We start from the raw sequence: 21,550 nt of genomic DNA, 5'->3' as shown, positions 1-21,550 counted from the left end.
AACGGCCGCGGCTTATTTGCTACTTTAGAGCAGGCGGATAGCCAACCGCCGCTTTTCCGCTTTTGTTTCCTTCTTTTCCAAGAACTGCCATGAAAAACGCTTTGCTCGCCCTCGCCCTGTTTGCTTTTGTAGGTTCGGCTGCGGCCAACGAAGGTCCCACCGATGCCAAAGGCAAAAAGTCCAAGAAAACTACCGCCACCCTCACCAAAGCCAGCTGCACGCCCGGCGAGAAAGCCACCGCGGGCGGCTCCTGCTGCGCCAAGAAGGGCGCCAAGACGGCTGCAGTAACGCCTGCCCCAGCCGCTTCTCCGGCGGTGAAGTCGATGTAAAGAGGCCACTCTGTAGAAGCAAAAGAGCCACTCGAAACCGAGTGGCTCTTTTGCTTCTACAGAGTGGCCTCTGGCGTTAATTCAATTAAATCAATGCCGTAATCCTTTAAGAAAAGATACTGCATTCGGGCCGTTATTTCCCGTGGGTTGACCTGTTCCGGATGGCGGCGTGAGGCTCGGTAATGACGGCTGCTCATGCGCTCAGCTACATCACGGAGGGTATTGATCGTCAGGTAGGTACCCAGCTTGTCTGCTAATCGTAAGCCAGCAATAGAACAGGCTATGCCGATCAGACCAAAAGTCAGATCGAAAAATAAGCTACCTAACGAAATGATCAGGAGAGAACAGCCAACCCCTAAAATGAGCGGCGGCATTCCCAGCAGATTGAGCTTCATACCCAGCTCCCGCTCGATAGCAGCTACTGTCCGGCGCCGTTGTCGGCCCACCGGCAGGATGTCAACCAGCAATGCACCCGGATGGATAGATTCCGTCGGAGTATGCAATTCAAGTGCCTGTCTAAGTTTGTAAAATGCTTGCTGAGTGGTGCAATCATTGGCTGTCTGAGCTGGAAGTTTACTTCGTACTACCGCACAGAGCTGGCCGAAGGTATATACATCAGCCACATCTTTTTGCTGAAAAGTAATGCCGAATGACTTCTCAATTTGCGGTATAATGACTTCACTCAAATCATCAGGGTCGATACCTAGATTCGGCGCTTTCATAGAATATGGGGTAAAGAGCTTACTAAAGATACAAGCACAATAATTGTATTTGCGCTAGATACCGGCAATGGCAGGTTTGAAGCCTCTGCCGCCCGAAACATCCCCCGAAGCCCAACGGTTGCAGAAGCGCCGGCTGCCTCATGCCGGCACACATTCGCTGCCGTATGCCCGCAAACGCCCCTTTATCGCCCGACGACATCGACCGCATCATCGAGATGGGGTGGGAGGACCGCACGCCGTTCGAGGCCATTGAGGCGCAGTTTGGCCTAGCCGAAAAGGACGTCATTGCCCTGATGCGCCGCGAAATGAAGGCGTCCTCATTCCGGATGTGGCGGGCGCGCATGAGCGGCCGCGCTACCAAGCACCGCGCCCTCCGCCCCGACGATATAGACGGCTTCAAGAGCAACCAGCAGCGCAGCATCTCCCGCAACAAAATCAGCAAGCGGTAGCGCCCCTTTCCCGTCATGAGCACCCACCTGCGCAAACTCCACGCCGGCCAGGCCCACTCCGAGCCCGCCGCTGCGCCCGCCATCAGCTTCCCCACCCAGTACGCGGTTATTCTGGACCGCATAGCGGCCATCGACCCGGTGCGCTACGGCCGTTCGCGCAACTTCCTCAACGGAGCCCTCACGTATCTGTCGCCCTACCTGAGCCGGGGCGTCATCAGCACCCGGCAGGTGTACGAGGCCCTGCAGGCCCGCGGCTTCGCCTTCGAGGATATGCAGAAGCTAGCCAGTGAGTTGGGCTGGCGCGACTATTTCCAGCGGGTGTGGGAGGCCCGCGGCGACGAGCTGTTCCGCGACCTGCGCCAGCCCCAGCCCGGCGCCCGGCACCACCAGCTGCCCCGGGCCCTGCCCGAAGCCCGCACCGGCATTGCGGCCGTGGATGGATATCTGCGCCGCCTGCCCGCCACCGGCTATCTGCACAACCACCTGCGCATGTACGTAGCCAGCCTGGCCTGCTGCATCGGGCGGGCGCACTGGTCGGCTCCGGCGGCCTGGCTCTACTACCACCTGCTCGACGGCGACCTGGCCAGCAACACCTGCAGCTGGCAGTGGGTAGCCGGCGCGTTTGCCGGCAAGCAGTATTACTGCAACCAGGAAAACATCAACCACTATACAGGCAGCCAGCAGCGCCACACTTACCTCGACGTAGCCTACAGCGAGCTGCCTACGCTGCCCGTGCCCTCGGAGCTGCAGGCCACCGTCGCGCCCGACCTGGCAACGCCGCTGCCCGCGCCGTCCGCCCCGGTTATCGACCCCGCCCGGCCGCTGCTGCTCTACAACAGCTACCACCTCGACCCGCAGTGGCGCGCCGACGAGCCCGCCAACCGCATCCTGGTGCTGGAACCCTCACACTTCCGGCGGTTCCCGGTGAGCGGGGCGGTGCTGGCCTTTATCCAGCAGCTGGCCACCGACAATATCCCCGGCATCCAGGTTTTCGTGGGGGAGGTGACGGAGCTGCCCCACCTGGCCGACGTACCGGCCATCTACACCCGCCAGCACCCGACCACGGCTCACTACCCCGGCACTCACGACGCCCGTCCCTGGCTGGTGCCGGAGGTGGCGGGCTATTTCCCCAGCTTTTTCAACTACTGGAAAAAGTGCGAAAAAGTCCTGCGCCGCCAGGAGGTTGGAGAGGGCTGAAGAGGTGATTAGCCATCCGTAGGAGAGACGTGCTACTTCGCGTTGCGGCGTTGCTGACGCTGATTCGAATTCATGGCAAATTGACCGGCCGCCCAAAGCTCAGCCTGCCGAGTTAAAAACTTGCCGCCCAGCTGTAACCTTTTCGGGCAGCGGCAGTGTCCTGCGGAAACCAGACTTCTATGACGGCAAACCGCGCGCCCCTTTTTACCGGCCTTTTCCTGCTAATGGCTTCCCTTGTGTTTGGGCAGCCCACGGCGCCCACAGCCAGCAGCAACCCCAATAAACAGCTTGACTTGGTGGTGCAGCGGGAGGGAAGGCCATTCAGCAAAGAACCCACCGCAGTAGGCCTTTCCATAGGCATCATCAAAGACAAGCACACCTACTTTTACAACTTCGGCACCACGCGAAAAGGAACGAGCCAGGCGCCCACGCCGCATACCATTTACGAAATCGGCTCGGTCAGCAAAACGTTTACGAGTCTGCTGCTGGCCCAGGCCGTGCTGGAAAAACGGGTGAGCCTGGAGGATGATATCCGCAAGTACATGCTAGGAAAGTATCCTAACCTTGCCTACGCTGGCCAGCCCATCAAACTCGTGCACTTGGCTAATACCACCTCGGCCCTGCCCGACAACCTGCCCGATCTGACCGCCATTCTGCAGCAGGCCCCACCCGATTCTATTCCGGCGCTTATTCTTAGGGCATCGAGCACCTACACCAAGCAGCAGTTCTACGCCGACCTGCACGCCGTAAAACCCGATACGGTGCCCGGCCTGATTCCGCGGCATTCCAACGCCGGGGCGCAGCTGCTGGCCTACATCCTGGAAAGCGTCTACCAGACGCCGTACGAAAAGCTGGTGGAAAAATACATAGCCAAGCCGCTGCAGCTGCAAAGCGCCGTGCAGGCAAAAGCCGGGAATAGCCAGCTGGCGGTGGGGCACAATGAAAAGGGCCACCGAATGCCGTACCACTTCATCGGGAACCTGGAACCATCAGGTGGCTTGCGCTACAGCGCGGCCGACATGGTGAAGTATCTGGCTTACCAGCTGGCAGAATCAAATAAAGCCGTAGCCCTAAGTCATCAGATAACCTGGGGACGCGTGGACGCAGAAGCTATTGGCCTGAACTGGACTATGCGCCAGACCCCGGACAGCAAGCGGCAGTTTGTGCACACCGGCGGCACCTTCGGCTTTGCCAGCTACTGCAGCTTTTACCCCGAGCTGGGCTTTGGCATTGTGGTGCTGGCCAACGAATCGGACCCGCAAACGCAGGGGCGGCTGTGGGATCTTGCCCACCAGATAGTGGAAGGCGTGTACGGCGTGCCGCCGGCGCTACAGGCATTCCGCAGCGCTCTGGCCTCGAAAGACCACGGCCGGGCTCTCGATGTGTACAATGCCGTGAAGAAAACGCACCCCGAGCTGCACCTGTCCGAAGACGCTGTAAATGAGTGGGGCTATGTGCTGGCTCGGCAAGGCCAGATCAAGCAGGCAGTCGAGCTGTTCCAGCTGAATGTGGACCTGCACCCTAACAGCTGGAATACCTACGACAGCCTGGGGGAGGCCTATGAAATGCAGGGCAATAGCGCGCTGGCCATTAGCAACTATCAGCAGTCCTTGGCCCTGAATCCACAGAACACCGGGGCAGTTGAGCATCTGAAGAAGCTGAGGGTGGGTGCAGGTAAGTAGTCTTTAAATTGCCAGGCAGTTACGTGGTCCGGTTTGGCTGGTAGCCTGTATGGGCAATACACGCCTAAGGACATGAAAAACTTTCCAAACTGTCATGCTGAACATAGCCGAATCATCTCTACCGCTTCGTCCTCACAGTAGAAGTTAGCCAGCTGTAGGGATGCTTCGGCTATGCTCAGCATGACGCCCTTTTTGCTCACTGTCCACCTAGCAAAGGACGAATGAGCAGCAGAAACCCGCCCAAAGCGTACCGGCGTTTCGGGCGGGTTTCTGTACTTTTGACTTCTTCCCCTGACCTGCTTTTTCGCCTTCTATGCGCCAGTACCACGCCCTGCTCCAACACATTCTCGACCACGGCACCCAGAAAACCGACCGCACCGGTACGGGCACACTCTCGGTATTCGGCTACCAGATGCGGTTTGACTTGCAGGAAGGCTTTCCGCTGGTGACGACCAAGAAAGTCCACCTGAAAAGCATCATCCACGAGTTGCTTTGGTTTCTGCGCGGCGACACCAGCAACCAGTCCCTGGAAGACGTGGGCGTGACGATCTGGCGGGAGTGGGCCGACGAAAACGGGCAGCTCGGCCCCATCTACGGCAAGCAGTGGCGCAGCTGGTCAGCCCCCGACGGGCAGAGCATCGACCAGATCAGCCAGATGGTACATCTACTGCGCACCCAGCCCGATTCGCGCCGCATGGTGGTATCGGCCTGGAACGTGGCCGACTTGCCGCTCATGCGCCTCACGCCCTGCCACGCCCTCTTCCAGTTTTACGTGGCCGATGGCAAGCTCAGCTGCCAGCTCTATCAGCGCTCCGCCGACGTATTTCTCGGTGTGCCCTTCAATATTGCGTCCTACGCCCTGCTTACGCTCATGATGGCCCAGGTAACTGGTCTGGAGCCCGGCGAATTCATCTGGACCGGCGGCGACACTCACCTCTACAGCAACCACCTGGAGCAGGCCCGCCTGCAGCTCACCCGGGAGCCCCGCCCGCTGCCCCAGATGCGCCTGAACCCTGACGTGCAGGATATTTTCGCCTTCCGGTACGAGGATTTTCAGTTGGAAAATTACCATCCGCATCCTGCCATCAAAGCCCCGGTGGCGGTATAGCTTCCACCATAGCATCGGTATGTTTGAGGCAGTTGCAAGTTTCGTACTAGAGGGATTAGTCGATGGGCTTTTCGGCTGGCTTTTTCGTGGTTTGGCGCGGCTGGTAGGCCTTTTCAGCCTCTCGGTCAAGAGCCGCGGGCAGGTACCGCTACGCCAGCTCTGGCAGCAACCACAAAGCCTTCAGCAGGAAGGCAGCCGGCTGGGAAATCTTCTCGGTCAGGCTTTCTGTATTGCGCTGCTGCTGATCTTCTGGGGCACAATGGCGTGGGTGGTTTACCGCCACGGGTGGCGGTAAGGCGCTTAAGTTAAACTCCGCCGGGTCGATAAAGTCAGGGCTGCGCCTCCCAGTGCCGCAGCTGGCTGAGCAGCGGATGCTCAGCCTCCCAGCAAGTCGTGCCCAGCTGTTTGATCCAGCGTATACCGGCCACGTTGGCCGAAAACACTGCATCTGCCCTTTGCACCTCTTCGGGGCGGGCCAGGACCTCGTGGCACTCGATGTCTTGCTGCCGGGCAACCTGGAGCAGATGTGCCCGGCGCACCCCGGCCACGCAGCCCGTCGTCAAGGCCGGGGTGTAGAGCTGCTTATCCTTCACCCAGAAAATGGCCGCTGAAATAGTTTCCGCCACGTAGCCCGCCACCGACAACAACACCAAGTCGTCGAGTCCCCGCTGCTGCCGCTCCCGGGCCGCCATTACGTATAGTAGCGCGTTAGGGCCTTTACAAAATGATACCGGGGAGACCTGCGTCTGTACCGTCTTAGCAAAGTCAGCACGTTGAACGGGTGTGTCGTTGGCTTGGAAGGGCTGGGACGTAGCCAGCCACTCTGCTTCCTGAGATTCGGGCGTGTAGAGCCCAGCGCCAGCCCGCCAGAGCTGCACCCGCATCCGGACCTGGGGTAGCTGCTGGGCTTGAGCAAGTTGGCTTAAAGCGGCTTCTAGCTGGGCAGTACTTATTGCCTCTGGAAGCTCTAAGCCTAATACAGCAGCGGCCTGTTGCATGCGGCGCGCGTGCTGCTCAGCGTAGCGCAGGCGGCCCTGGCTCCACACCAGGGTTTCGAAAAATCCATCATTGAAGGAAAGCCCGCGGTTGGGCAAAGGCAAGGCAAACGCGGCTTCGGGCAGCAACCGACCGTTGTAGAGCAGGAACGTTGTTGATGTCATACCATGCGCAAAGAAATCAGCTGAGCCCGAACCGCTTGCCCGGCAGCGCCTTCACCAGCCCCCGAAACTCCAGACCCAGTAGGAGGGAAGCCACCTGGTGCACGGGCTGCTGGGCTTTCCAGGCCAGGGAATCAAGGTGTTCCTCACGGTTGGGAGCCTGCTGCAGTACCGTCAGGAGTCCAAACTCCTCATCCGTAAAATCCAGCGGGTCGAACGTGGTGGGGGCCTGGGGTTTGCCGGTGAGGTGGAGGGCAAGGTCCCAGTTCAGCACCTGCTCGATATCGGCCGGCTCGGAGTACAGCGCGGCTTTGTTGGTTTTGATCAGCTCGTGGCAGCCTTCGGAGGCCGCCGACCCCAGGGGCCCCGGCACGGCCAGCACGTCCCGGTCGTAGCCCTGGGCCAGGTCGGCCGTAATCAGTGCCCCGCCTTTTTTTGCGGCTTCCACTACCACAGTGCCATCGGCCAGCCCGGCTATGATTCGGTTGCGGGCGGGGAAGTTGTACTTGTCGGGCGGGGTGCCGAAGGGAAACTCCGTGAGCAAGCCGCCCTGGCTGAGCATCTTCTCGGCGGTTTTGCGGTGGGCGTGAGGGTAAATGACGTCGAGGCCCGTCGCCATGACGCCTACCGTGTCCAGTCCTTCCTGCAGGGCCGCGCGGTGGGCGGCAATGTCGATGCCGTAGGCCAGCCCGCTCACAATCAGCGGGCGGTGGGAGGCGACACCGCGCACCAGCCGCTCGGTTTGCTCGCGGCCGTAGTCGGTGGCCTGGCGGGTGCCCACCAGCGCCAGGGTTTTGGGCTGGTTGAGGTCGGCCGTGCCCTGGTAGTAGAGCAGCACTGGCGCGTCGGGAATGTGCTTAAGGCGGGCCGGGAACTGCTTGCTGGTGTAAAACAGCAGTTGTATGCCTTCTTTCTCCGCTTTCCGTACCGATGCTTCTGCCTGCTGCAGGGCCGCCATACGCTCCTTGCCGGTAAGTACGGCCACCGTGGCCGGTCCCACGCCCGGAATCTTGAGCAGCTTGCCCGGCAGCAGGTGCAGTACGTTCCGCGCCGAGCCCCCGTAGCTCATCAGCTGCCGCGTGAGCTGCGGCCCCACGCCGGGAAACAGCGTCAGGGCGACTTCGTGGAGCAGGGTGTCGTCGTTCATGAATTTATTTCAATGAACTTTAGTGTAGAGAATACATAAGAGTACAGACCAGTATGAAATATCTGAAATTGTTACGTTTTGCTTCTTTGGCAGGAGTGTCAATGATGTTTATTGCTATGCCTGCTCATGCCGAATATCATTGGAACCCTTTTGACCACATGACGGAAGATGATGTATCAAGCCTCATCGTCATGTTAACATTCTATTTTTTAATGAGGTATCTTATCATGCCATTATGTGTTGGATTCCTGACCTACAAAGTACTTCAATCTAAGTATCCATCAGAATCAGTTAAAATTAAACAAGTTCTGCTTTGGGCTTTCGGCACACAATTCCTCTTAGGCTTCGTCCTAAATTCGGTCTTCAGCCTTCTTCCTGATCTGATTGGTTTTTTCTTAGGAATTAGCTTGCCCGCCGCAGGAGCTGCTACGAACTATTTTGCACAGATTAGGCAAGCAGAAGAATAATTACCCCTGCTGCGCTTTTCCAATGGCGTCCAGCTCCTTTTTCATCGTGACCATGAACTTGCGCACCCGCTCCAGGCTCTGAATCACGTCGATTTTCTCCTTGAGCTGGGGGCCTTTTTGCTTGAGCATGTCGCGGGCGCCGGGAATGGTGTAGCCGCGCTCCTTCACCAGGTGGTAGATGGTGCGGAACGTGTCGATGTCCTGGGGCGTGTAGAGACGGTTGCCTTTCTTGCTTTTGCGCGGGCGCAGCTCCTCAAACTCCGTTTCCCAGAAGCGAATCAGCGAAGGTGCCACGTTGAACTGCGCGGCCACCTCGCCGATGGTGAAGTACTGCTTTTCGATTTCGCGGTCTTTGTAGGGCATGGGATGGGGCAGGAGGTATTCTAAACTCTAAAGAACGTCATTCCGAGCGAAGCCGAGGAATCTCGCTAGTGTGGTAACTCATGATTGACACCACAACATAAGCACGCGAGATTCCTCGGCTTCGCTCGGAATGACGGCCAAAAAAGCCAGCTTGGCGGCGGTAATTTCGCTTTCCGGCTCAGTCGGCTACCTTTGCCGCTAGCGCCTTTCCGCCGGAAAGGCGAAAAGTAGCCAAAATCCCGGCCGCGGCCAATTTCTGCGCCCGCCGTCATCTATTCTACCATGTCACTGCCCACCGCCAGCCACGTCCGCCAGCAATTCCTGGATTTCTTTGCTTCCAAAGGCCACCACATCGTGCCCTCGGCGCCCATCGTGGTCAAGGACGACCCCACGCTGCTGTTCATAAACTCGGGCATGGCCCCGTTCAAGGATTACTTTCTCGGCAACAAGCCCGCGCCCTTCAAGCGCATTGCCGACACTCAGAAGTGCCTGCGCGTATCGGGCAAGCACAACGACCTGGAAGAGGTAGGCTACGACACCTACCACCACACCATGTTCGAGATGCTCGGCAACTGGTCGTTTGGGGACTATTTCAAGAAAGACGCCATTGCCTGGGCTTGGGAACTGCTCACCGAGGTATACAAGCTGCCTAAGGAGCGGCTGTACGTCACCTACTTCGAGGGCGACCAGGGCGACGGCCTCGGCCCCGATACGGAGACGCAGGACTTGTGGCGCCAGTACACTTCCGACGACCGGATTCTGCCCGGCAACAAGAAGGACAACTTCTGGGAAATGGGCGACACCGGCCCCTGCGGCCCCTGCACCGAAATCCACATCGATCTGCGCGACGAAGCCGAAATTGCCCAGAAAGGCGGAGCTGAGCTGGTGAATGCCGACCACCCGCAGGTAGTTGAAATCTGGAACAACGTGTTCATGGAGTTTGAACGTCGTGCCGATAAGTCGCTGCTAAAACTGCCTCAGCAGAACGTAGATACGGGCATGGGCTTCGAGCGTTTGATGATGGCCGTGTCGGGCGTAAAGTCCAACTACGACACCGACGTTTTCCAGCCGCTGATTCAGTTCATTGCCACCGAGGCCGGCATCCAGTACCACGGTACCGCCCCGGCCACCGTGAACGACCAGCCGGCTACCGAAAACGAGAAGACCGACATTGCCATCCGCGTCATTGCCGACCACATCCGCACCATCTCCTTCACCATTGCCGATGGCCAGCTGCCCAGCAATGTGAAGGCCGGCTACGTGATTCGGCGCATCCTGCGCCGGGCCGTGCGCTACGCGTTTTCGAGCCTGGGACAGAAGCAGCCGTTCTTGTACAAAATCGTGCCGGTGCTGGCCGAGCAGATGCGCAACATCTTCCCCGAGCTGAAGGCCCAGCAGCAGTTTGTACAGCGCGTGATAGAGGAGGAAGAAATTGCCTTCCTCAAAACCCTGGAAAACGGCCTGCGCCGCCTCGATGCTCTGGAAGAAGCCGCTAATGCCAACGGCAACCGCATCGACGGCAAAACCGCTTTCGAATTGTCGGATACCTTCGGTTTCCCGCTCGACCTCACTGCCCTCATTGCCCGCGAAAAGGGCTTGACGGTGGACGAGGACGGGTTCAAAAAGGAGCTGGAACAGCAGAAAAACCGCTCCCGCAACGCGCAGGAGGCTGAGCAGAGCGACTGGGTAATTGTGCACGACTCAGAGGAACAGCCGGCTTTCGTGGGCTACGACCAGGAGCAGGCCCCGGCCCGTATCCTGCGCTACCGCCGCACCGACCGCAAAGGCAAAACCGAGTACCAGGTGGTGCTCGACCAGACCCCGTTCTACGCAGAGTCGGGCGGGCAGATTGGCGACACGGGCTACTTGGAGTCGGCGCTGAGCAAGGTGCGCGTGCTGGACACCAAGAAGGAAAATGACCTCATCGTGCACACCGTGCTGGAACTGCCCCAGGACCTGGAAGGCGAGTTTACGGCCCGCTTTGATGCTGCCCGCCGCGACCAGATCCGCCGCAACCACACCGCTACGCACTTGCTGCAGGCGGCCCTGCGCGAGGTGGTGGGCATGCACGTAGCGCAGAAAGGCTCATTGGTGAATGAGAAGCTGCTGCGCTTCGACTTCTCCCACTTCACCAAAGTAACCGACGACCAGCTGCGGCAGGTGGAAACCATTGTCAACCAGCGCATCCGCCAGCAGATTCCGCTGGATGAGCGCCGCAACGTGCCCATCGAAGAGGCCAAGAGCCTGGGGGCTACGGCCCTGTTCGGGGAGAAGTACGGGGAGTTCGTGCGCGTCATCACCTTCGACCGGGACTTCTCGGTGGAGCTTTGCGGCGGCACCCACGTGCGTACCACCGGCGACATTGGCTTCTTCAAAATCACCTCGGAAAGCGCCGTAGGGGCCGGGGTACGCCGCATTGAGGCCGTGACGGCCGAGGCTGCCGAAGCCTTCGTGAACCAGCAGCTGGACTTGCTGGCCCAGGTGCGCGAGGCCCTGGGCAACCCCCAGCACCTCATTCCCAGCATCGAAAAGCAAACCGAGGAAATTGCCGGCCTGCGCAAGCAGATCGACCAGTTTGCCCAGCAGAGCATCAACCAGCAGAAAGACCAGCTGGCTGGCCAGGTGAAGGCGCTGAATGGCGTGAACTTCCTGGCCGCGCAAGTGCAGGCGTCTTCCGCTGATTCGCTCAAAACCCTGGCCTTCAACCTTCGCCAGGCCGTGCCCAACTTGGTAGCCGTGCTCGGCGCCGAAATCGACGGCAAGCCCCAACTGGCCGTGATGCTGGACGACGAGCTGGCCAAAGGTGGCAAGCTCAACGCCTCGACGCTGGTGCGCGAACTGGCCAAGGAAATCCAGGGTGGGGGCGGCGGACAGCCCTTCTTCGCCACGGCCGGCGGCAAGAACGTAGCCGGCCTAGGCGCTGCTATCAGCAAGGCTGAGGCGCTGGTAAGCGGGCTGCTGGGGTAGTTGCTAATCAAGAGCTAGTTTAATAGCTTTGACTATTCGGCTACTAAACCGCAATGGGCGTTGTAAGGCAGGATGTCTTGCAGCGCCCATTTTTCATGTCCATTAGTACGACTAAATAATGTCTCGCTCTGGTGTTATCAAGCATTGTGCTTGGATAGTTAGTATAGCTTTTTCTTTGCTTGATGCTTATTCAGCTAACGGGCAATCCATTAATGGATTCTTCAAAACCGAGTTAGGGGAGAATAATAGCATAAGTTTTCACCCGTTGCAAGCTGCTCGTACTGATACGACTCGGCTAGCGAAGGGGGCGGCCGTAATTACCCACTACTATGCTTCGGGGAAAAAGCAGGAGGAAATTCCCTACAGCAACCTGCAAAAAGGCACGTTGCATGGTATCCACCGCCGCTGGTTCGAATCGGGACAGATATACACCCAGGAAGGATTTGTGGCGGGTAAACGTCAGGGAAAAGTACTGGTGTATTATTCCAATGGGGTTTTGCGCCGCCAAGAGGAATTTAAGTTAGGGAAGCGTATGGTTTCACAGTGTTTTGATGCGGCCGGCAAATCCACTTCCTGGATTCCTTTCATACAATTGCCGGAGTATCCGGGTGGCATAAATGCGTTGCTGGAGGCTATCCGTTCAGCCACAGTGTATCCAGCTAACTCGCTCCGTGACGGAGAGCAAGGCAAATCAATGGTCAGTTTTACAATTGACTCCCGTGGACAGGTGGTTAATGCACGCGTCTTGAAAAGCGTAAGCCCGAGTTTGGATGCGGAGGCATTGCGTGTGGTAAAAACGCTTCATGGTTGGACCCCCGGCAAGTTAGATGGAACGCCAGCCAGCGCGGATTTTACAGTGCCAGTAACCTTTCAAGTCCGCTAAAAACCACTTTTTATAACCTCAACTATGCGCCTTTCTACCCTTTTCACCGCCGCCTTCCTTTTGCTGGCTGGCACCACCGCCACGGCCCAAACCAGGTTCACGGAGCCCGTGGAGTACAACAACTTCATCGTGGCCGAGCAGCAGGTGATGATGCAGAAGTGCCTTCGCTACATCAGCAAATCGGCGCACAGTGAGAATGAGAAGAAGATTGCGGCCCGCCTGCAGGACGTCATCACCCAGAATAAACTCTCCCTGGCCAAGATTTCCCACCTGCCGGCCTTCAAAGGCAACACCGACTTCCGCGACAAAGCCAAGGCCTCGTTTCAGCAGATGCTGAGCGTGTACTCGCTCGACTACAAAAAGGTGAATACCCTGGCCGCCGGCCGCACCCAGAGCCTGGAAGCCATGCAGCAGTACTTCGACACTATGGAGCAGGCCGAAGCCAAGCTGGAAGCCGCCGGCGACAGTGTAGAGGCGGCCCAGCAGCGCTTTGCCCGGCAGTTCGGCCTGACCATGCAGGAAACGCCCGCCAGCCGGAAAATGGGCGAAACCATGCGGCAGATTTCCGAGGTTAGCGCCTACCACCACAAAGTGTATTTGACCACCTTCCGCCTGGAAAAGGTGAATGCCGCCTTCTCTGCGGCCCTCACCAAGCAGGACGCCGCGGCCTTTGAGACGGCCCGCACCCAGCTGGAAGCCGCCGAAACCTCGGCCGCCGAGCTGGCGGCCCTGCCCGCTTTTCGGGGCAAGCAGAACCAGTACCGCGACGCGGCGAAGAACCTGGCCAACTTCTACGTGGTGGAGTGCGGCAACGACTTCCGCAAGCTGCAGGAGCTGCTCCTGCGCAAAGACCAGCTCACCCGCGCCGATGTGGAGGACTACAACCGCTACATCAAAACCCTGAACACCCAGAGCCAGAAGTTCAACGAGGCCTACAACCGGGCCAGCACCGCCTTCCTGGATGCCAACGTGCCGGTGGTCAACGACTGAGGAACCGCATAGGCAAGCCTGAAAACCGGAGTGGGACGCGGAGAAAACTTTCCTGCGGCCCGCTTTCGTGCTCCTAGCGGCCGAGTCCTTAACTTGCACCCACAATCAGCCCCGCCGCAACTGCTGCGGAAATCAAAGTTCGGCGCAAGCCAACCTGTGCTACATGGACGAAGCTATTAAAGCCAAATACCAGCCCGTCATCGGCCTGGAAGTACACGCCCAGCTGCTCACGCGCAGCAAAATGTACTCTTCGGATGAAAACGAGTACGGCGCCCTGCCCAACAACAACCTGAGCGTGATTACGCTGGGCCACCCCGGCACGCTGCCCCGCGTGAACTACACGGCCGTGGAGTACGCCATGAAAATGGGCCTGGCCACCAACTGCCACATCCGCCGCGACAACCTGTTTGCGCGCAAAAACTACTTCTACCCCGACCTGCCCAAGGGCTACCAGATAACCCAGGATAAGACGCCCATCTGCTACGAGGGCCACGTGGATATCCGCCTCGCCGACGGCTCGGAGCGCCGCATTGGCGTTACGCGCATTCACATGGAGGAAGATGCGGGCAAATCCATGCACTTAGCGGGCGAAGTAGAAACCCTGGTGGACTTGAACCGCGCCGGCGTGCCGCTCATCGAAATCGTGAGTGAGCCGGACATTCGCACCTCGGAGGAAGCCTACGCATACCTGGCCGAAATCAAGAAACTGGTGGAGTACCTCGAAATCTGCGACGGCAACATGGAGGAAGGCTCCCTGCGCTGCGACGCCAACGTGTCGGTGATGCTGAAAGGCGCCGCGCAGTACGGCACCAAGGTGGAGGTGAAGAACATGAACTCCTTCCGCAACGTGCAGCGCGCCATCGAGTACGAAATAGAGCGGCAGATTGCCCTGCTCGAAGCCGGGGAGGAAATTATCAGCGAAACCCGCGGCTTTGACGCGCAGACCGGCACTACCAGCGGCCAGCGCAGCAAGGAAACCATGAACGACTACCGGTACTTCCCGGAGCCCGACCTGCCCCCGGTGGTGATTGACGATGCCTGGCTGCACCGCATCCAGAGCGAGCTGCCCGCCCTGCCCCAGCAGCTCTACGCCCGCTTCACCGGCGAGCTGGGCCTTTCCGACTACGACGCCACCGTGCTGACGGCCGATAAGGACATAGCCCTGTACTTCGACGAGCTGACACGCCTGACCTCTAACGCCAAAGCCGCCGCCAACTGGGTAACGGGCCCCGTGAAGGCCTACCTGAACGAGCGGGCCCTCACCCTGGAGCAGTTCCCGCTCACGCCCCGGCATGTGGCCGACATCATTGGGCTCATCGACGAAAACAAGGTGGGCCACTCGGTAGCCAGCAAGCAGCTGTTCCCGTTCCTGCTCGACAACCCCACGCACACCGCCGCCGCCGCCGCTGAGGCCCAGGGCTTATTGCAGCAGTCAGATGCCGGTGCGCTGGAAGCCATGATTCAGCAAGTGCTGGATGCCAACCCGGCCAAAGTGGCCGAGTACCGCGCCGGCAAAAAAAGCCTCACGGGTATGTTCATGGGCGAGCTGATGAAGCTCACCGGTGGCAAAGCCGACCCCAAGCTCGCCAACCAGCTCCTGCGCCAGAAGCTCGACGCCTAATCAAGCTAGAGGTTACCTGCCTGGCTGCTTTTCGTTTACCAATTCATCTGCCACGCCCACCTACTGCCCTGCGGTTGGTGGGCGTTTGCTATTTGCCGTAGAGCTGCCGAATATTGGCCATGCCTTTCCGCACCCCCGTTCTCGTCGTTTGCGGCCTGTTGCTGGCCTCCACCATCAGCTGCCACCGGGCAGCGCCTACTAACCGCGAAACCCTGGACAGCGCCAGCGCAGTCATCACCCCGGACCTGCAGCTGCCCACGCCCGAAGGCTCCAGCCTCAAGCTCAGCAGCCTGCGCGGCCAGTACGTGCTGGTAGACTTTTGGGCTTCCTGGTGCGGGCCCTGCCGCCAAGAAAGCCCCAACTTGCGTAAAATCTACGGGCAGTTTCATTCCCGGGGCCTGGAAATCGTGAGCGTATCACTGGATGTGAACCGCGACAAGTGGCTTAGGGCCGTGGCCGCCGACCAGCTCAGCTGGCCCCAGGTTTCGGACCTGAAAGGGTGGGAGAGCAGCGGGGCCCGCGCCTACGGCGTCACGGCCCTGCCTTTCAACCTGCTGCTGGGCCCCGAAGGCCAGATTTTGGCTACCGACCTGCACGGCCGCGCCCTGGGGCAGAAGATTTCGGAATACATTCCGCTGGATTAAGCTGTGGATTGTCCGGCCGGTTTTGCCTTCTTCCTGTTCTCCCGGCCGCTACCGACTGCAACTCTACCCCGGATTTGCGGGTTATGCTAAGCAACTATGGCCCGCACTGGCGGCGCTATTCCCCGGGATTAGGCAACTTGCGCCCGGTTTCACCGTCTCCTGCTTCTGTGTTTCCGGCTTCCAACAAGTCGGGTTGCTTTCTGAATGATGAATAAAATGAAAAGTCTGCTTTACCTGGGTGCCCTGCTGGGCATGGCCAACGCCTGCAACAAGTCCACTGTGCCTACCACCGAGGGCGGCGCGGCCGCCGCTACGGGCTTCCAGATCAACGGTCAGCTCACGAATGCCGCGGCCGGCAGCAAAGTGTACCTGGCCGAACTGGGCGAAACCCAGTTCGTTTCGCGCGACACGGCTACCGTCAACGACAAGGGCGAGTTCACCTTCACGGGTACCGTGCCTGAGGCTGGCCTCTACCAAGTGAAGGTAAACGACCAGAACCAAGTGCTCCTCGCCCTCGACAACCGCACTAAGCTTACCTTGAGCGGTGATGCCAACCGCCTATCGGAAGGCTACACCGTGAAAGGCTCCGCTGATTCCGAGATGCTCCAGCAACTGGGCACCGTGATGGGCCGCAGCCGCCAGCAGGCCCAGGCCCTGGAGCAGCGCTACAACCAGGCGGCCCAAACCGGCCGCGCCGACTCCATGCAGGCTATTGAAGGGCAGTATCTGGCCGCCCAGGCCCGCAGCAATGCCGCCATCAAGGCGCTGGTGCGCCGCAACCCCAAGTCGGTGGCCTCGGCCTTCGTGGTGAGCAACCTGCTCAACCCCGACGAGGAGTTTGTCTTTGCCGACTCCATGGCCAACCAGTTTAAGGCCTCCCTGCCCGACTCGCGCTACACCAAGGCCCTGGTGGCCCGCCTCGACCCAATACGCTCTACCGCCAAAGGCCAGATGGCCCCCGAAATCAAGCTCCTGGCTCCCGACGGCAAGGAAGTAGCCCTCAGCAGCCTGCGCGGCAAGTACGTACTCATCGATTTCTGGGCCTCTTGGTGCGGGCCCTGCCGCAAGGAAAATCCCAACGTGGTGCGGGCCTACCAGAAGTTTAAGAGCAAAGGCCAGGGCTTCGAAATCTACAGCGTGAGCTTCGACCAGAGCCGCGACAAGTGGCTCAAAGCCATCAAGGACGACCAGCTGACCTGGACCCACGTGTCGGACCTGAAAGGCTGGGAGTCGGCCGCCGGCCAGACCTACGGCGTGAAGTCCATTCCGCTGTCCATCCTGATTGACCCCCAGGGAAAAATCATTGCCAAGAACCTGCGTGGCGCCCAGCTGGAAAACACGCTGGCCTCGGTGCTGAAGTAACCTAACCTTTCATTCAACAAAAAAGCCGGGCCATGCATGGCCCGGCTTTTTTGTTAAATGAAGTACTGACAAGCAGCAGAGGTGTTCAAAAATACTACCCCAAAAACATCCGCTGGATAGCCTGCCAGAGCTGCTTTTTGCGGCCGGCGTCGTATTCGAGCATGTCGATTTCGCCGGCGCCAAGGAAGGCCGTGTCGCCGTAAAGCAGCACAGGCTCGTAGGGCTGGGTGGTGTACACGGCCACGTCGAGCAGGTTTTTGCCGAAGGCCAGAAACTGGCGGGCGTGCAGGTGCTGGCGCAGGCTGCACAAAGCCACCGGAAACTTCTCGTGCTCCACGTTTACCAGCACCACGTCCTCCATCACCAGCCGAATGGCCTTGAGCAGGTTGTTGAGAAACACGTTGCGCGGCAGCTTGCGGAACTGGTCGGGCGACATGCGTACCAGAATGATGAGGCCCCGGGCGTTGCTGCCCAGCGTCGAAAACGGCACGTGCGCTACCGGCGACTGGGTAGGGGTAGGCTGAATGCGGCCGGTTTGGGCGGCCGGCGCGGGAGCAGCAGCCGGCAGTTCGGCCAGCGTAAGGTTGGTGGGCTGGTAAGCCGGTGCTACCGGTGCTGAGGCCGCCGATGCAGGAGGATGGGGCGTGGCAGCAGAAACGGGTGGCAGCGCCGGGCCGGTTGGGTGGTTGCTAGGTTTGAGGCTACCCAGTGAGGGAAGCTTTGGAGCAGGCGCTTGTGGTGGCGCAGGGGCTGTAGCTGCTACGGGCACCGGGGCCGGAGCCAGGGGAGCTGGCGTCGGTTGCTGAGCTACGGGTACTGCAGCAGGTAAAGATGCAACGGGCGCTGCGGGCACTTCAGCCGCAGTAGGCCCTGGCAAGGTTGGCTCTGGCTCGGCTACGACGTACAGGGGGGTGTTGGCGTAGAAGCTCTGGAAAAAGGAAAGAGTTGCAGCGGTATCCATAATGCAGTACAAGGACTGACCGGAAGTTAAGCAATAAGTGGGGTTTCCCGGCTCCGTATGAAGCTGGCCCTACTACTTCGCTAAGCAGTAGGGCCAGTCAGAAGGAAAGTACGGTAGCTTATACCAAGTAGCTGACCTACTCCATCTCAAACAGGGCCTTGAGCTCGGCCGCGTCGTGGGGCTTCATGCGGCCACCCAGCACCAGGCGCAGCTGGCGGCGGCGCAGGGCTCCGTCGTAGAGGCGGATTTCGTCTTCGGTTTCGGCCACCGCCTCGGGCACATCAATCGGGCGTCCCGACTGATCGACGGCCACGAAGGTGAAAAAGGCCTCGTTGGATTTAAACCGGGTGCCGTTGGGAATATCCTCGGCCCACACATCAATGTGTACTTCCATGCTGGAGCTGAAGGAGCGCGTCACCTGGGCTTCCAGCGTGACGACGTTGCCCAGCTTGATGCCTTCCCGGAACGAAACATTATCTACCGAAGCTGTAACCACGATGCGGTTGGAGTGGCGCTGGGCCGAAATAGCGGCGGCCACATCCATCAGGTGCATCATGCGGCCCCCCATCAGGTTATTGAGCGTGTTCGTGTCGTTGGGCAGCACCAGTTCGGTCATCCGAACAAAAGAGTCTTTTACGGGCTTTTGTTTGCGCATCATGCAGAGTAGGGGTGAGCAATAAGTTCCGGCAAAGATAGGGCGGGTTGCGGCTAGTCGGTTGCGGGTGAGGGCCAGATGCCCCCGGGCCCGCCACCCTGGAAGCCCCGCCGTAGCTGGCCGCCGCCCCCGGTCTGCGAGAATAGTCGCAACAAATGATATGTTTGTTTTCAGGTGAGGTGCTGGCGCTGCCCCGGCCAGCCCGGGCCCCGGGCCCCAACGCTGCCGGCCGGCTTCCCGGAAGTCGCCCGCGCACCTGCCTTGTACCCTGCTTCTTCCCTGTTCTATGAAAACAAAAGTGGCCATCTTCGGTGGCGGAGTGGCGGGCATGAGTGCCGCCCATGAGCTGGCCGAGCGCGGCTTTGCCGTAGAAGTGTATGAGCGGCAGCCCCGGTACGTGGGCGGCAAGGCCCGCAGCACCGACGTACCCCACAGCGCGGCCCCCGGCCAGGCCCCACTGCCCGGGGAGCACGGATTCCGGTTTTTCCCCGGCTTCTACCGCCACATCACCGACACGATGAAGCGCATTCCGTACCCCGGCAATGCCCAGGGCGTGTTCGATAATCTGGTGATGACAACGCGGGTGATGATGACGCGCTTTGGCAAGAAGCCCATTGTCAGCATCGTCAACTTCCCCAAGACGCTGGACGACTGGAAGACCGTGGTGGAGGCCGTGCTGACGGCCGATACCGGCCTGACGACCTCCGACAAGGAGGTGTTTGCGGCCCGTATCTGGCAGCTGCTCACCAGCTCCTACGAGCGGCGCCAGCAGGTGTATGAGCGCATTGCCTGGTGGCAGTACATGAGCACCGACCAGCAGTGCGGCACCCGGCAGCCCTGCCCGTACGAGGAATACTGCGTGGGAGGTCTCACGCACTCTCTGGTGGCGGCCCAGCCCAAGCTGATGAGCACCAAAACCGGGGGCGACATTCTGCTGCAGTTGCTGCTGCTGATGGCCAACCCCTCGGCCCATACCGACCGGGTGCTGAACGGCCCTACCAACGATGTGTGGCTGTTTCCGTGGCTGCGCCACCTGCAGAGCCTGGGCGTGACGTATTACCACCACCACCTGACCACCGAGTTTCACTGCGACCCGCAAACCCAGCAGATCAATGGCGTGACGGTAGTCAACCTGGACACGCACGAAGCCCGCCTGGTGCAGGCCGATTACTACATCAGCGCGGTGCCGCTGGAGCGGATGGCCCTGCTCATCAACCCGCAGATGCTGGCCGTGGATGCTACCCTGGGCTTCATTGTGGACCTGGCCCAGCCCAGCCGCCACAGCCTAAACTGGATGAATGGCGTGCAATACTACCTTAACCAGGATGTGCCGCTCACCAATGGCCACGTTATCTGCATCGACTCGCCCTGGGCGCTGACGGTGATTTCGCAGCCCCAGTTCTGGCCGAAGTTTCCCATGAGCGGCTTCGGGGATGGGCAGGTGAAAGGCCTGCTGTCGGTGGACGTGTCGGACTGGTTTGCGCCGGGCCTGAACGGAAAGGCTGCCTCGGAGTGTACCCTGCCCGAAATTATTGACGAGGTGTGGAATCAGCTGGAAAAAAGCCTCAACAACGGCGACGCCCCGCTTATCAGCCGCAGCATGATTCTCCGGGCCAACGTGGATTCGGACATCAAGGAAGAGGACGGGCAGCTGCGCAACCCCACCGTTTCGGCCCACGACGCGGAGCCCCTGCTGGTGAACACGGCCAACTCCTGGAGCCTGCGCCCGGAGGCTGCCACTGGCATCCGCAACCTATTTCTGGCCTCCGACTACGTGCGCACCAACACCGACCTGGCCACCATGGAAGGCGCCAACGAAGCCGCCCGCCGCGCCGTGAACGGCATTCTGGCCGCAAGCGGCTCCTCAGCGCCATACTGCGAAATCTGGCCCCTGCACGAGCCCGACATCCTGGCCATTCCGCGCTGGTTTGACCGGCGGCGGTTTGCCCGCGGCCTGCCCTGGACCGGCGAGCTGCCCTGGATTGGCCGCGTGCTCCACACGCTGAACTACTACTACCACAAGCTCCGCGGGTTCCGCCAGTAGCTGTGGCTGGAGAACCAAGAAGTTGGCGTTTAACACGCAGCAGGGATGGTTAACACCTCCTTGATTTCCGCCTGCTAGCTTCCAGTTTCACTCGTCTACCCTCTACTTTCTACCATCTTCTATGCATCCCACTACTACGCTAGCCGACCGCACGTTTCCGTACCGCACCCCTGTTATGCTGGGGCTGATGACGCTGGGCATTCTGCTGCTGATTCACGACAGCCTCACGCACCAGGGCTGGATTTCGGCCGCGCGCTGGAGCTATGGCCTGTTTGCCGCTTACCTGCTCTACGCCAGTGCCACGCGCGACGTCGTGATTGGGCGGCTGCTGGCTTTTGCCCTGGTAGCGGGCCTGGCCGAGCTGGTGGCCGACGCTTACTTGGTGTCCTTCACCAAAACCCTGCTGTACCCGCGCCCCGAGCCCATGCTCTGGGATTCGCCCCTGTATATGCCCGTCAGCTGGGCCGTGGTGCTTACCCAGATTGGCTACCTCGGTTGGCTGCTGCTGCGCTGGATGCCCGCCAGCCGCGCCGGCCTACTGCTGGTGCCCGTGAGCGGACTGCTGATACCCTTGTATGAGAACTGGGCCATCCGGGCCGGGTGGTGGAACTACCAGGGGGCTCCGGAGCTGTGGGGTGTGCCCTACTACATCTACCTGGCCGAGGCCCTGCTGATGCTGCCCGTGCCGTGGCTGCTGGTGCGGGCCCTGGGCCAGGGTGGCCGCTGGCTGCTGCTGGCCGGCCTGCTCGAGGGCCTGGTGATGCTGCTGGCGTGTATTGTGGCCTTTACGCTGGTGGGCTAG

At 60.0% G+C, this 21,550-nt stretch carries 21 protein-coding genes; 15 read left to right on the top strand and 6 right to left on the bottom strand.

The features are described 5' to 3' along the window. Positions 1–89 precede the first annotated feature (89 nt). Positions 90–329, top strand: coding sequence for a hypothetical protein (locus HER32_RS01090; protein WP_168679834.1), 240 nt, complete (start codon positions 90–92; stop codon positions 327–329). Positions 330–385: 56 nt separating this feature from the next. Here the strand turns inward: HER32_RS01090 and HER32_RS01085 are convergent, their stop codons facing one another. Continuing rightward, positions 386–1,051, bottom strand: coding sequence for a hypothetical protein (locus HER32_RS01085; protein ID WP_168679832.1), 666 nt, complete (start codon positions 1,049–1,051; stop codon positions 386–388). Between the two features lie 164 nt (positions 1,052–1,215). On the opposite strand from HER32_RS01085, the gene HER32_RS01080 reads away from it, so the two are divergent. The 5 genes from HER32_RS01080 (at position 1,216) to HER32_RS01060 (ending at position 5,782) form a co-directional block, all read left to right on the top strand. Further along, positions 1,216–1,500: a TIGR03643 family protein gene (locus HER32_RS01080; RefSeq protein ID WP_168679829.1), complete on the top strand. Its 285-nt coding sequence runs from the start codon at positions 1,216–1,218 to the stop codon at positions 1,498–1,500. A 15-nt stretch (positions 1,501–1,515) separates the two neighbouring features. Beyond that, complete coding sequence (locus tag HER32_RS01075; RefSeq protein WP_168679827.1) at positions 1,516–2,697, top strand: FAD-binding domain-containing protein; 1,182 nt, start codon at positions 1,516–1,518, stop codon at positions 2,695–2,697. Between the two features lie 224 nt (positions 2,698–2,921). After that, a complete protein-coding gene (locus HER32_RS01070; RefSeq protein ID WP_168679825.1) occupies positions 2,922–4,379 on the top strand; it encodes a serine hydrolase in 1,458 nt (485 codons plus the stop codon). A 313-nt stretch (positions 4,380–4,692) separates the two neighbouring features. After that, the gene (locus HER32_RS01065) at positions 4,693–5,487 is read left to right on the top strand and encodes a thymidylate synthase (RefSeq protein WP_168679823.1); all 795 of its coding nucleotides are present in this window, start codon (positions 4,693–4,695) and stop codon (positions 5,485–5,487) included. A 19-nt stretch (positions 5,488–5,506) separates the two neighbouring features. Continuing rightward, positions 5,507–5,782 (top strand): hypothetical protein, encoded by a 276-nt coding sequence (locus tag HER32_RS01060; RefSeq protein ID WP_168679822.1) that lies wholly within the window; start codon positions 5,507–5,509, stop codon positions 5,780–5,782. A 34-nt stretch (positions 5,783–5,816) separates the two neighbouring features. Here the strand turns inward: HER32_RS01060 and HER32_RS01055 are convergent, their stop codons facing one another. Continuing rightward, on the bottom strand, positions 5,817–6,647 hold the full coding sequence (locus HER32_RS01055; RefSeq protein WP_168679820.1) for an aminotransferase class IV: 831 nt from the start codon (positions 6,645–6,647) through the stop codon (positions 5,817–5,819). Positions 6,648–6,663: 16 nt separating this feature from the next. Next, a complete protein-coding gene (dprA, locus tag HER32_RS01050) occupies positions 6,664–7,791 on the bottom strand; it encodes a DNA-processing protein DprA (RefSeq protein ID WP_168679818.1) in 1,128 nt (375 codons plus the stop codon). Between the two features lie 53 nt (positions 7,792–7,844). Between dprA and HER32_RS01045 the strand changes: the two genes are divergently transcribed. Then, entirely contained in the window at positions 7,845–8,258 is a 414-nt protein-coding gene (locus HER32_RS01045) for a hypothetical protein (protein WP_168679809.1), read from the top strand. Here HER32_RS01045 and HER32_RS01040 read toward each other — a convergent pair whose 3' ends face one another. Next, on the bottom strand, positions 8,259–8,621 hold the full coding sequence (locus HER32_RS01040) for a MerR family transcriptional regulator (protein ID WP_168679806.1): 363 nt from the start codon (positions 8,619–8,621) through the stop codon (positions 8,259–8,261). Between the two features lie 282 nt (positions 8,622–8,903). Between HER32_RS01040 and alaS the strand changes: the two genes are divergently transcribed. The 6 genes from alaS to HER32_RS01010 all read left to right on the top strand — a co-directional run bounded on the left by alaS (position 8,904) and on the right by HER32_RS01010 (position 17,088). Then, on the top strand, positions 8,904–11,588 hold the full coding sequence (gene alaS, locus HER32_RS01035; protein WP_168679804.1) for an alanine--tRNA ligase: 2,685 nt from the start codon (positions 8,904–8,906) through the stop codon (positions 11,586–11,588). Positions 11,589–11,706: 118 nt separating this feature from the next. Further along, a complete protein-coding gene (locus HER32_RS01030; protein WP_168679802.1) occupies positions 11,707–12,471 on the top strand; it encodes an energy transducer TonB in 765 nt (254 codons plus the stop codon). A 24-nt stretch (positions 12,472–12,495) separates the two neighbouring features. Further along, on the top strand, positions 12,496–13,461 hold the full coding sequence (locus HER32_RS01025; RefSeq protein WP_168679799.1) for a hypothetical protein: 966 nt from the start codon (positions 12,496–12,498) through the stop codon (positions 13,459–13,461). A 163-nt stretch (positions 13,462–13,624) separates the two neighbouring features. Then, the gene (gene gatB / locus HER32_RS01020; protein ID WP_168679797.1) at positions 13,625–15,082 is read left to right on the top strand and encodes an Asp-tRNA(Asn)/Glu-tRNA(Gln) amidotransferase subunit GatB; all 1,458 of its coding nucleotides are present in this window, start codon (positions 13,625–13,627) and stop codon (positions 15,080–15,082) included. A 119-nt stretch (positions 15,083–15,201) separates the two neighbouring features. Beyond that, entirely contained in the window at positions 15,202–15,726 is a 525-nt protein-coding gene (locus HER32_RS01015) for a TlpA family protein disulfide reductase (protein WP_168679795.1), read from the top strand. 216 nt (positions 15,727–15,942) lie between these two features. Further along, entirely contained in the window at positions 15,943–17,088 is a 1,146-nt protein-coding gene (locus HER32_RS01010; RefSeq protein ID WP_232066334.1) for a TlpA disulfide reductase family protein, read from the top strand. Between the two features lie 94 nt (positions 17,089–17,182). Here the strand turns inward: HER32_RS01010 and HER32_RS20290 are convergent, their stop codons facing one another. Next, positions 17,183–18,049 carry a hypothetical protein gene (locus HER32_RS20290; RefSeq protein WP_168679793.1) on the bottom strand — a complete coding sequence of 289 codons (867 nt, stop codon included), beginning with the start codon at positions 18,047–18,049 and terminating at the stop codon, positions 17,183–17,185. Positions 18,050–18,185: 136 nt separating this feature from the next. Continuing rightward, a complete protein-coding gene (locus tag HER32_RS01000; protein WP_373281619.1) occupies positions 18,186–18,704 on the bottom strand; it encodes an acyl-CoA thioesterase in 519 nt (172 codons plus the stop codon). A gap of 286 nt (positions 18,705–18,990) precedes the next feature. Between HER32_RS01000 and HER32_RS00995 the strand changes: the two genes are divergently transcribed. Together HER32_RS00995 and HER32_RS00990 are read left to right on the top strand one after the other, a co-directional pair. Further along, positions 18,991–20,748 carry an FAD-dependent oxidoreductase gene (locus HER32_RS00995; RefSeq protein ID WP_149071495.1) on the top strand — a complete coding sequence of 586 codons (1,758 nt, stop codon included), beginning with the start codon at positions 18,991–18,993 and terminating at the stop codon, positions 20,746–20,748. A gap of 121 nt (positions 20,749–20,869) precedes the next feature. Further along, the gene (locus HER32_RS00990; protein ID WP_149071494.1) at positions 20,870–21,550 is read left to right on the top strand and encodes a DUF6989 domain-containing protein; all 681 of its coding nucleotides are present in this window, start codon (positions 20,870–20,872) and stop codon (positions 21,548–21,550) included.

The sequence above is a fragment of the Hymenobacter sp. BT18 genome (genome assembly GCF_012273015.1).
GTDB classification, from domain to species: Bacteria; Bacteroidota; Bacteroidia; order Cytophagales; family Hymenobacteraceae; genus Hymenobacter; species Hymenobacter lutimineralis.
This window is presented reverse-complemented; position numbering and strand designations above follow the sequence as displayed.

Bases quoted from the DNA above. Each gene is read 5' to 3' on its own strand.
- HER32_RS01045 (WP_168679809.1), top strand. From the start codon at position 7,845: ATGAAATATCTGAAATTGTTACGTTTTGCTTCTTTGGCAGGAGTGTCA.
- dprA (WP_168679818.1), bottom strand. From the start codon at position 7,791: ATGAACGACGACACCCTGCTCCACGAAGTCGCCCTGACGCTGTTTCCC.
- HER32_RS01000 (WP_373281619.1), bottom strand. From the start codon at position 18,704: ATGCGCAAACAAAAGCCCGTAAAAGACTCTTTTGTTCGGATGACCGAA.
- HER32_RS01085 (WP_168679832.1), bottom strand. From the start codon at position 1,051: ATGAAAGCGCCGAATCTAGGTATCGACCCTGATGATTTGAGTGAAGTC.
- HER32_RS01010 (WP_232066334.1), top strand. From the start codon at position 15,943: ATGAAAAGTCTGCTTTACCTGGGTGCCCTGCTGGGCATGGCCAACGCC.
- HER32_RS00995 (WP_149071495.1), top strand. From the start codon at position 18,991: ATGAAAACAAAAGTGGCCATCTTCGGTGGCGGAGTGGCGGGCATGAGT.
- HER32_RS01040 (WP_168679806.1), bottom strand. From the start codon at position 8,621: ATGCCCTACAAAGACCGCGAAATCGAAAAGCAGTACTTCACCATCGGC.
- HER32_RS01070 (WP_168679825.1), top strand. From the start codon at position 2,922: ATGGCTTCCCTTGTGTTTGGGCAGCCCACGGCGCCCACAGCCAGCAGC.
- HER32_RS01055 (WP_168679820.1), bottom strand. From the start codon at position 6,647: ATGACATCAACAACGTTCCTGCTCTACAACGGTCGGTTGCTGCCCGAA.
- HER32_RS01015 (WP_168679795.1), top strand. From the start codon at position 15,202: ATGCCTTTCCGCACCCCCGTTCTCGTCGTTTGCGGCCTGTTGCTGGCC.
- HER32_RS01080 (WP_168679829.1), top strand. From the start codon at position 1,216: ATGCCCGCAAACGCCCCTTTATCGCCCGACGACATCGACCGCATCATC.
- HER32_RS01060 (WP_168679822.1), top strand. From the start codon at position 5,507: ATGTTTGAGGCAGTTGCAAGTTTCGTACTAGAGGGATTAGTCGATGGG.
- HER32_RS01075 (WP_168679827.1), top strand. From the start codon at position 1,516: ATGAGCACCCACCTGCGCAAACTCCACGCCGGCCAGGCCCACTCCGAG.
- HER32_RS01090 (WP_168679834.1), top strand. From the start codon at position 90: ATGAAAAACGCTTTGCTCGCCCTCGCCCTGTTTGCTTTTGTAGGTTCG.
- HER32_RS01025 (WP_168679799.1), top strand. From the start codon at position 12,496: ATGCGCCTTTCTACCCTTTTCACCGCCGCCTTCCTTTTGCTGGCTGGC.
- HER32_RS01065 (WP_168679823.1), top strand. From the start codon at position 4,693: ATGCGCCAGTACCACGCCCTGCTCCAACACATTCTCGACCACGGCACC.
- HER32_RS20290 (WP_168679793.1), bottom strand. From the start codon at position 18,049: ATGGATACCGCTGCAACTCTTTCCTTTTTCCAGAGCTTCTACGCCAAC.
- alaS (WP_168679804.1), top strand. From the start codon at position 8,904: ATGTCACTGCCCACCGCCAGCCACGTCCGCCAGCAATTCCTGGATTTC.
- HER32_RS01030 (WP_168679802.1), top strand. From the start codon at position 11,707: ATGTCTCGCTCTGGTGTTATCAAGCATTGTGCTTGGATAGTTAGTATA.
- HER32_RS00990 (WP_149071494.1), top strand. From the start codon at position 20,870: ATGCATCCCACTACTACGCTAGCCGACCGCACGTTTCCGTACCGCACC.
- gatB (WP_168679797.1), top strand. From the start codon at position 13,625: ATGGACGAAGCTATTAAAGCCAAATACCAGCCCGTCATCGGCCTGGAA.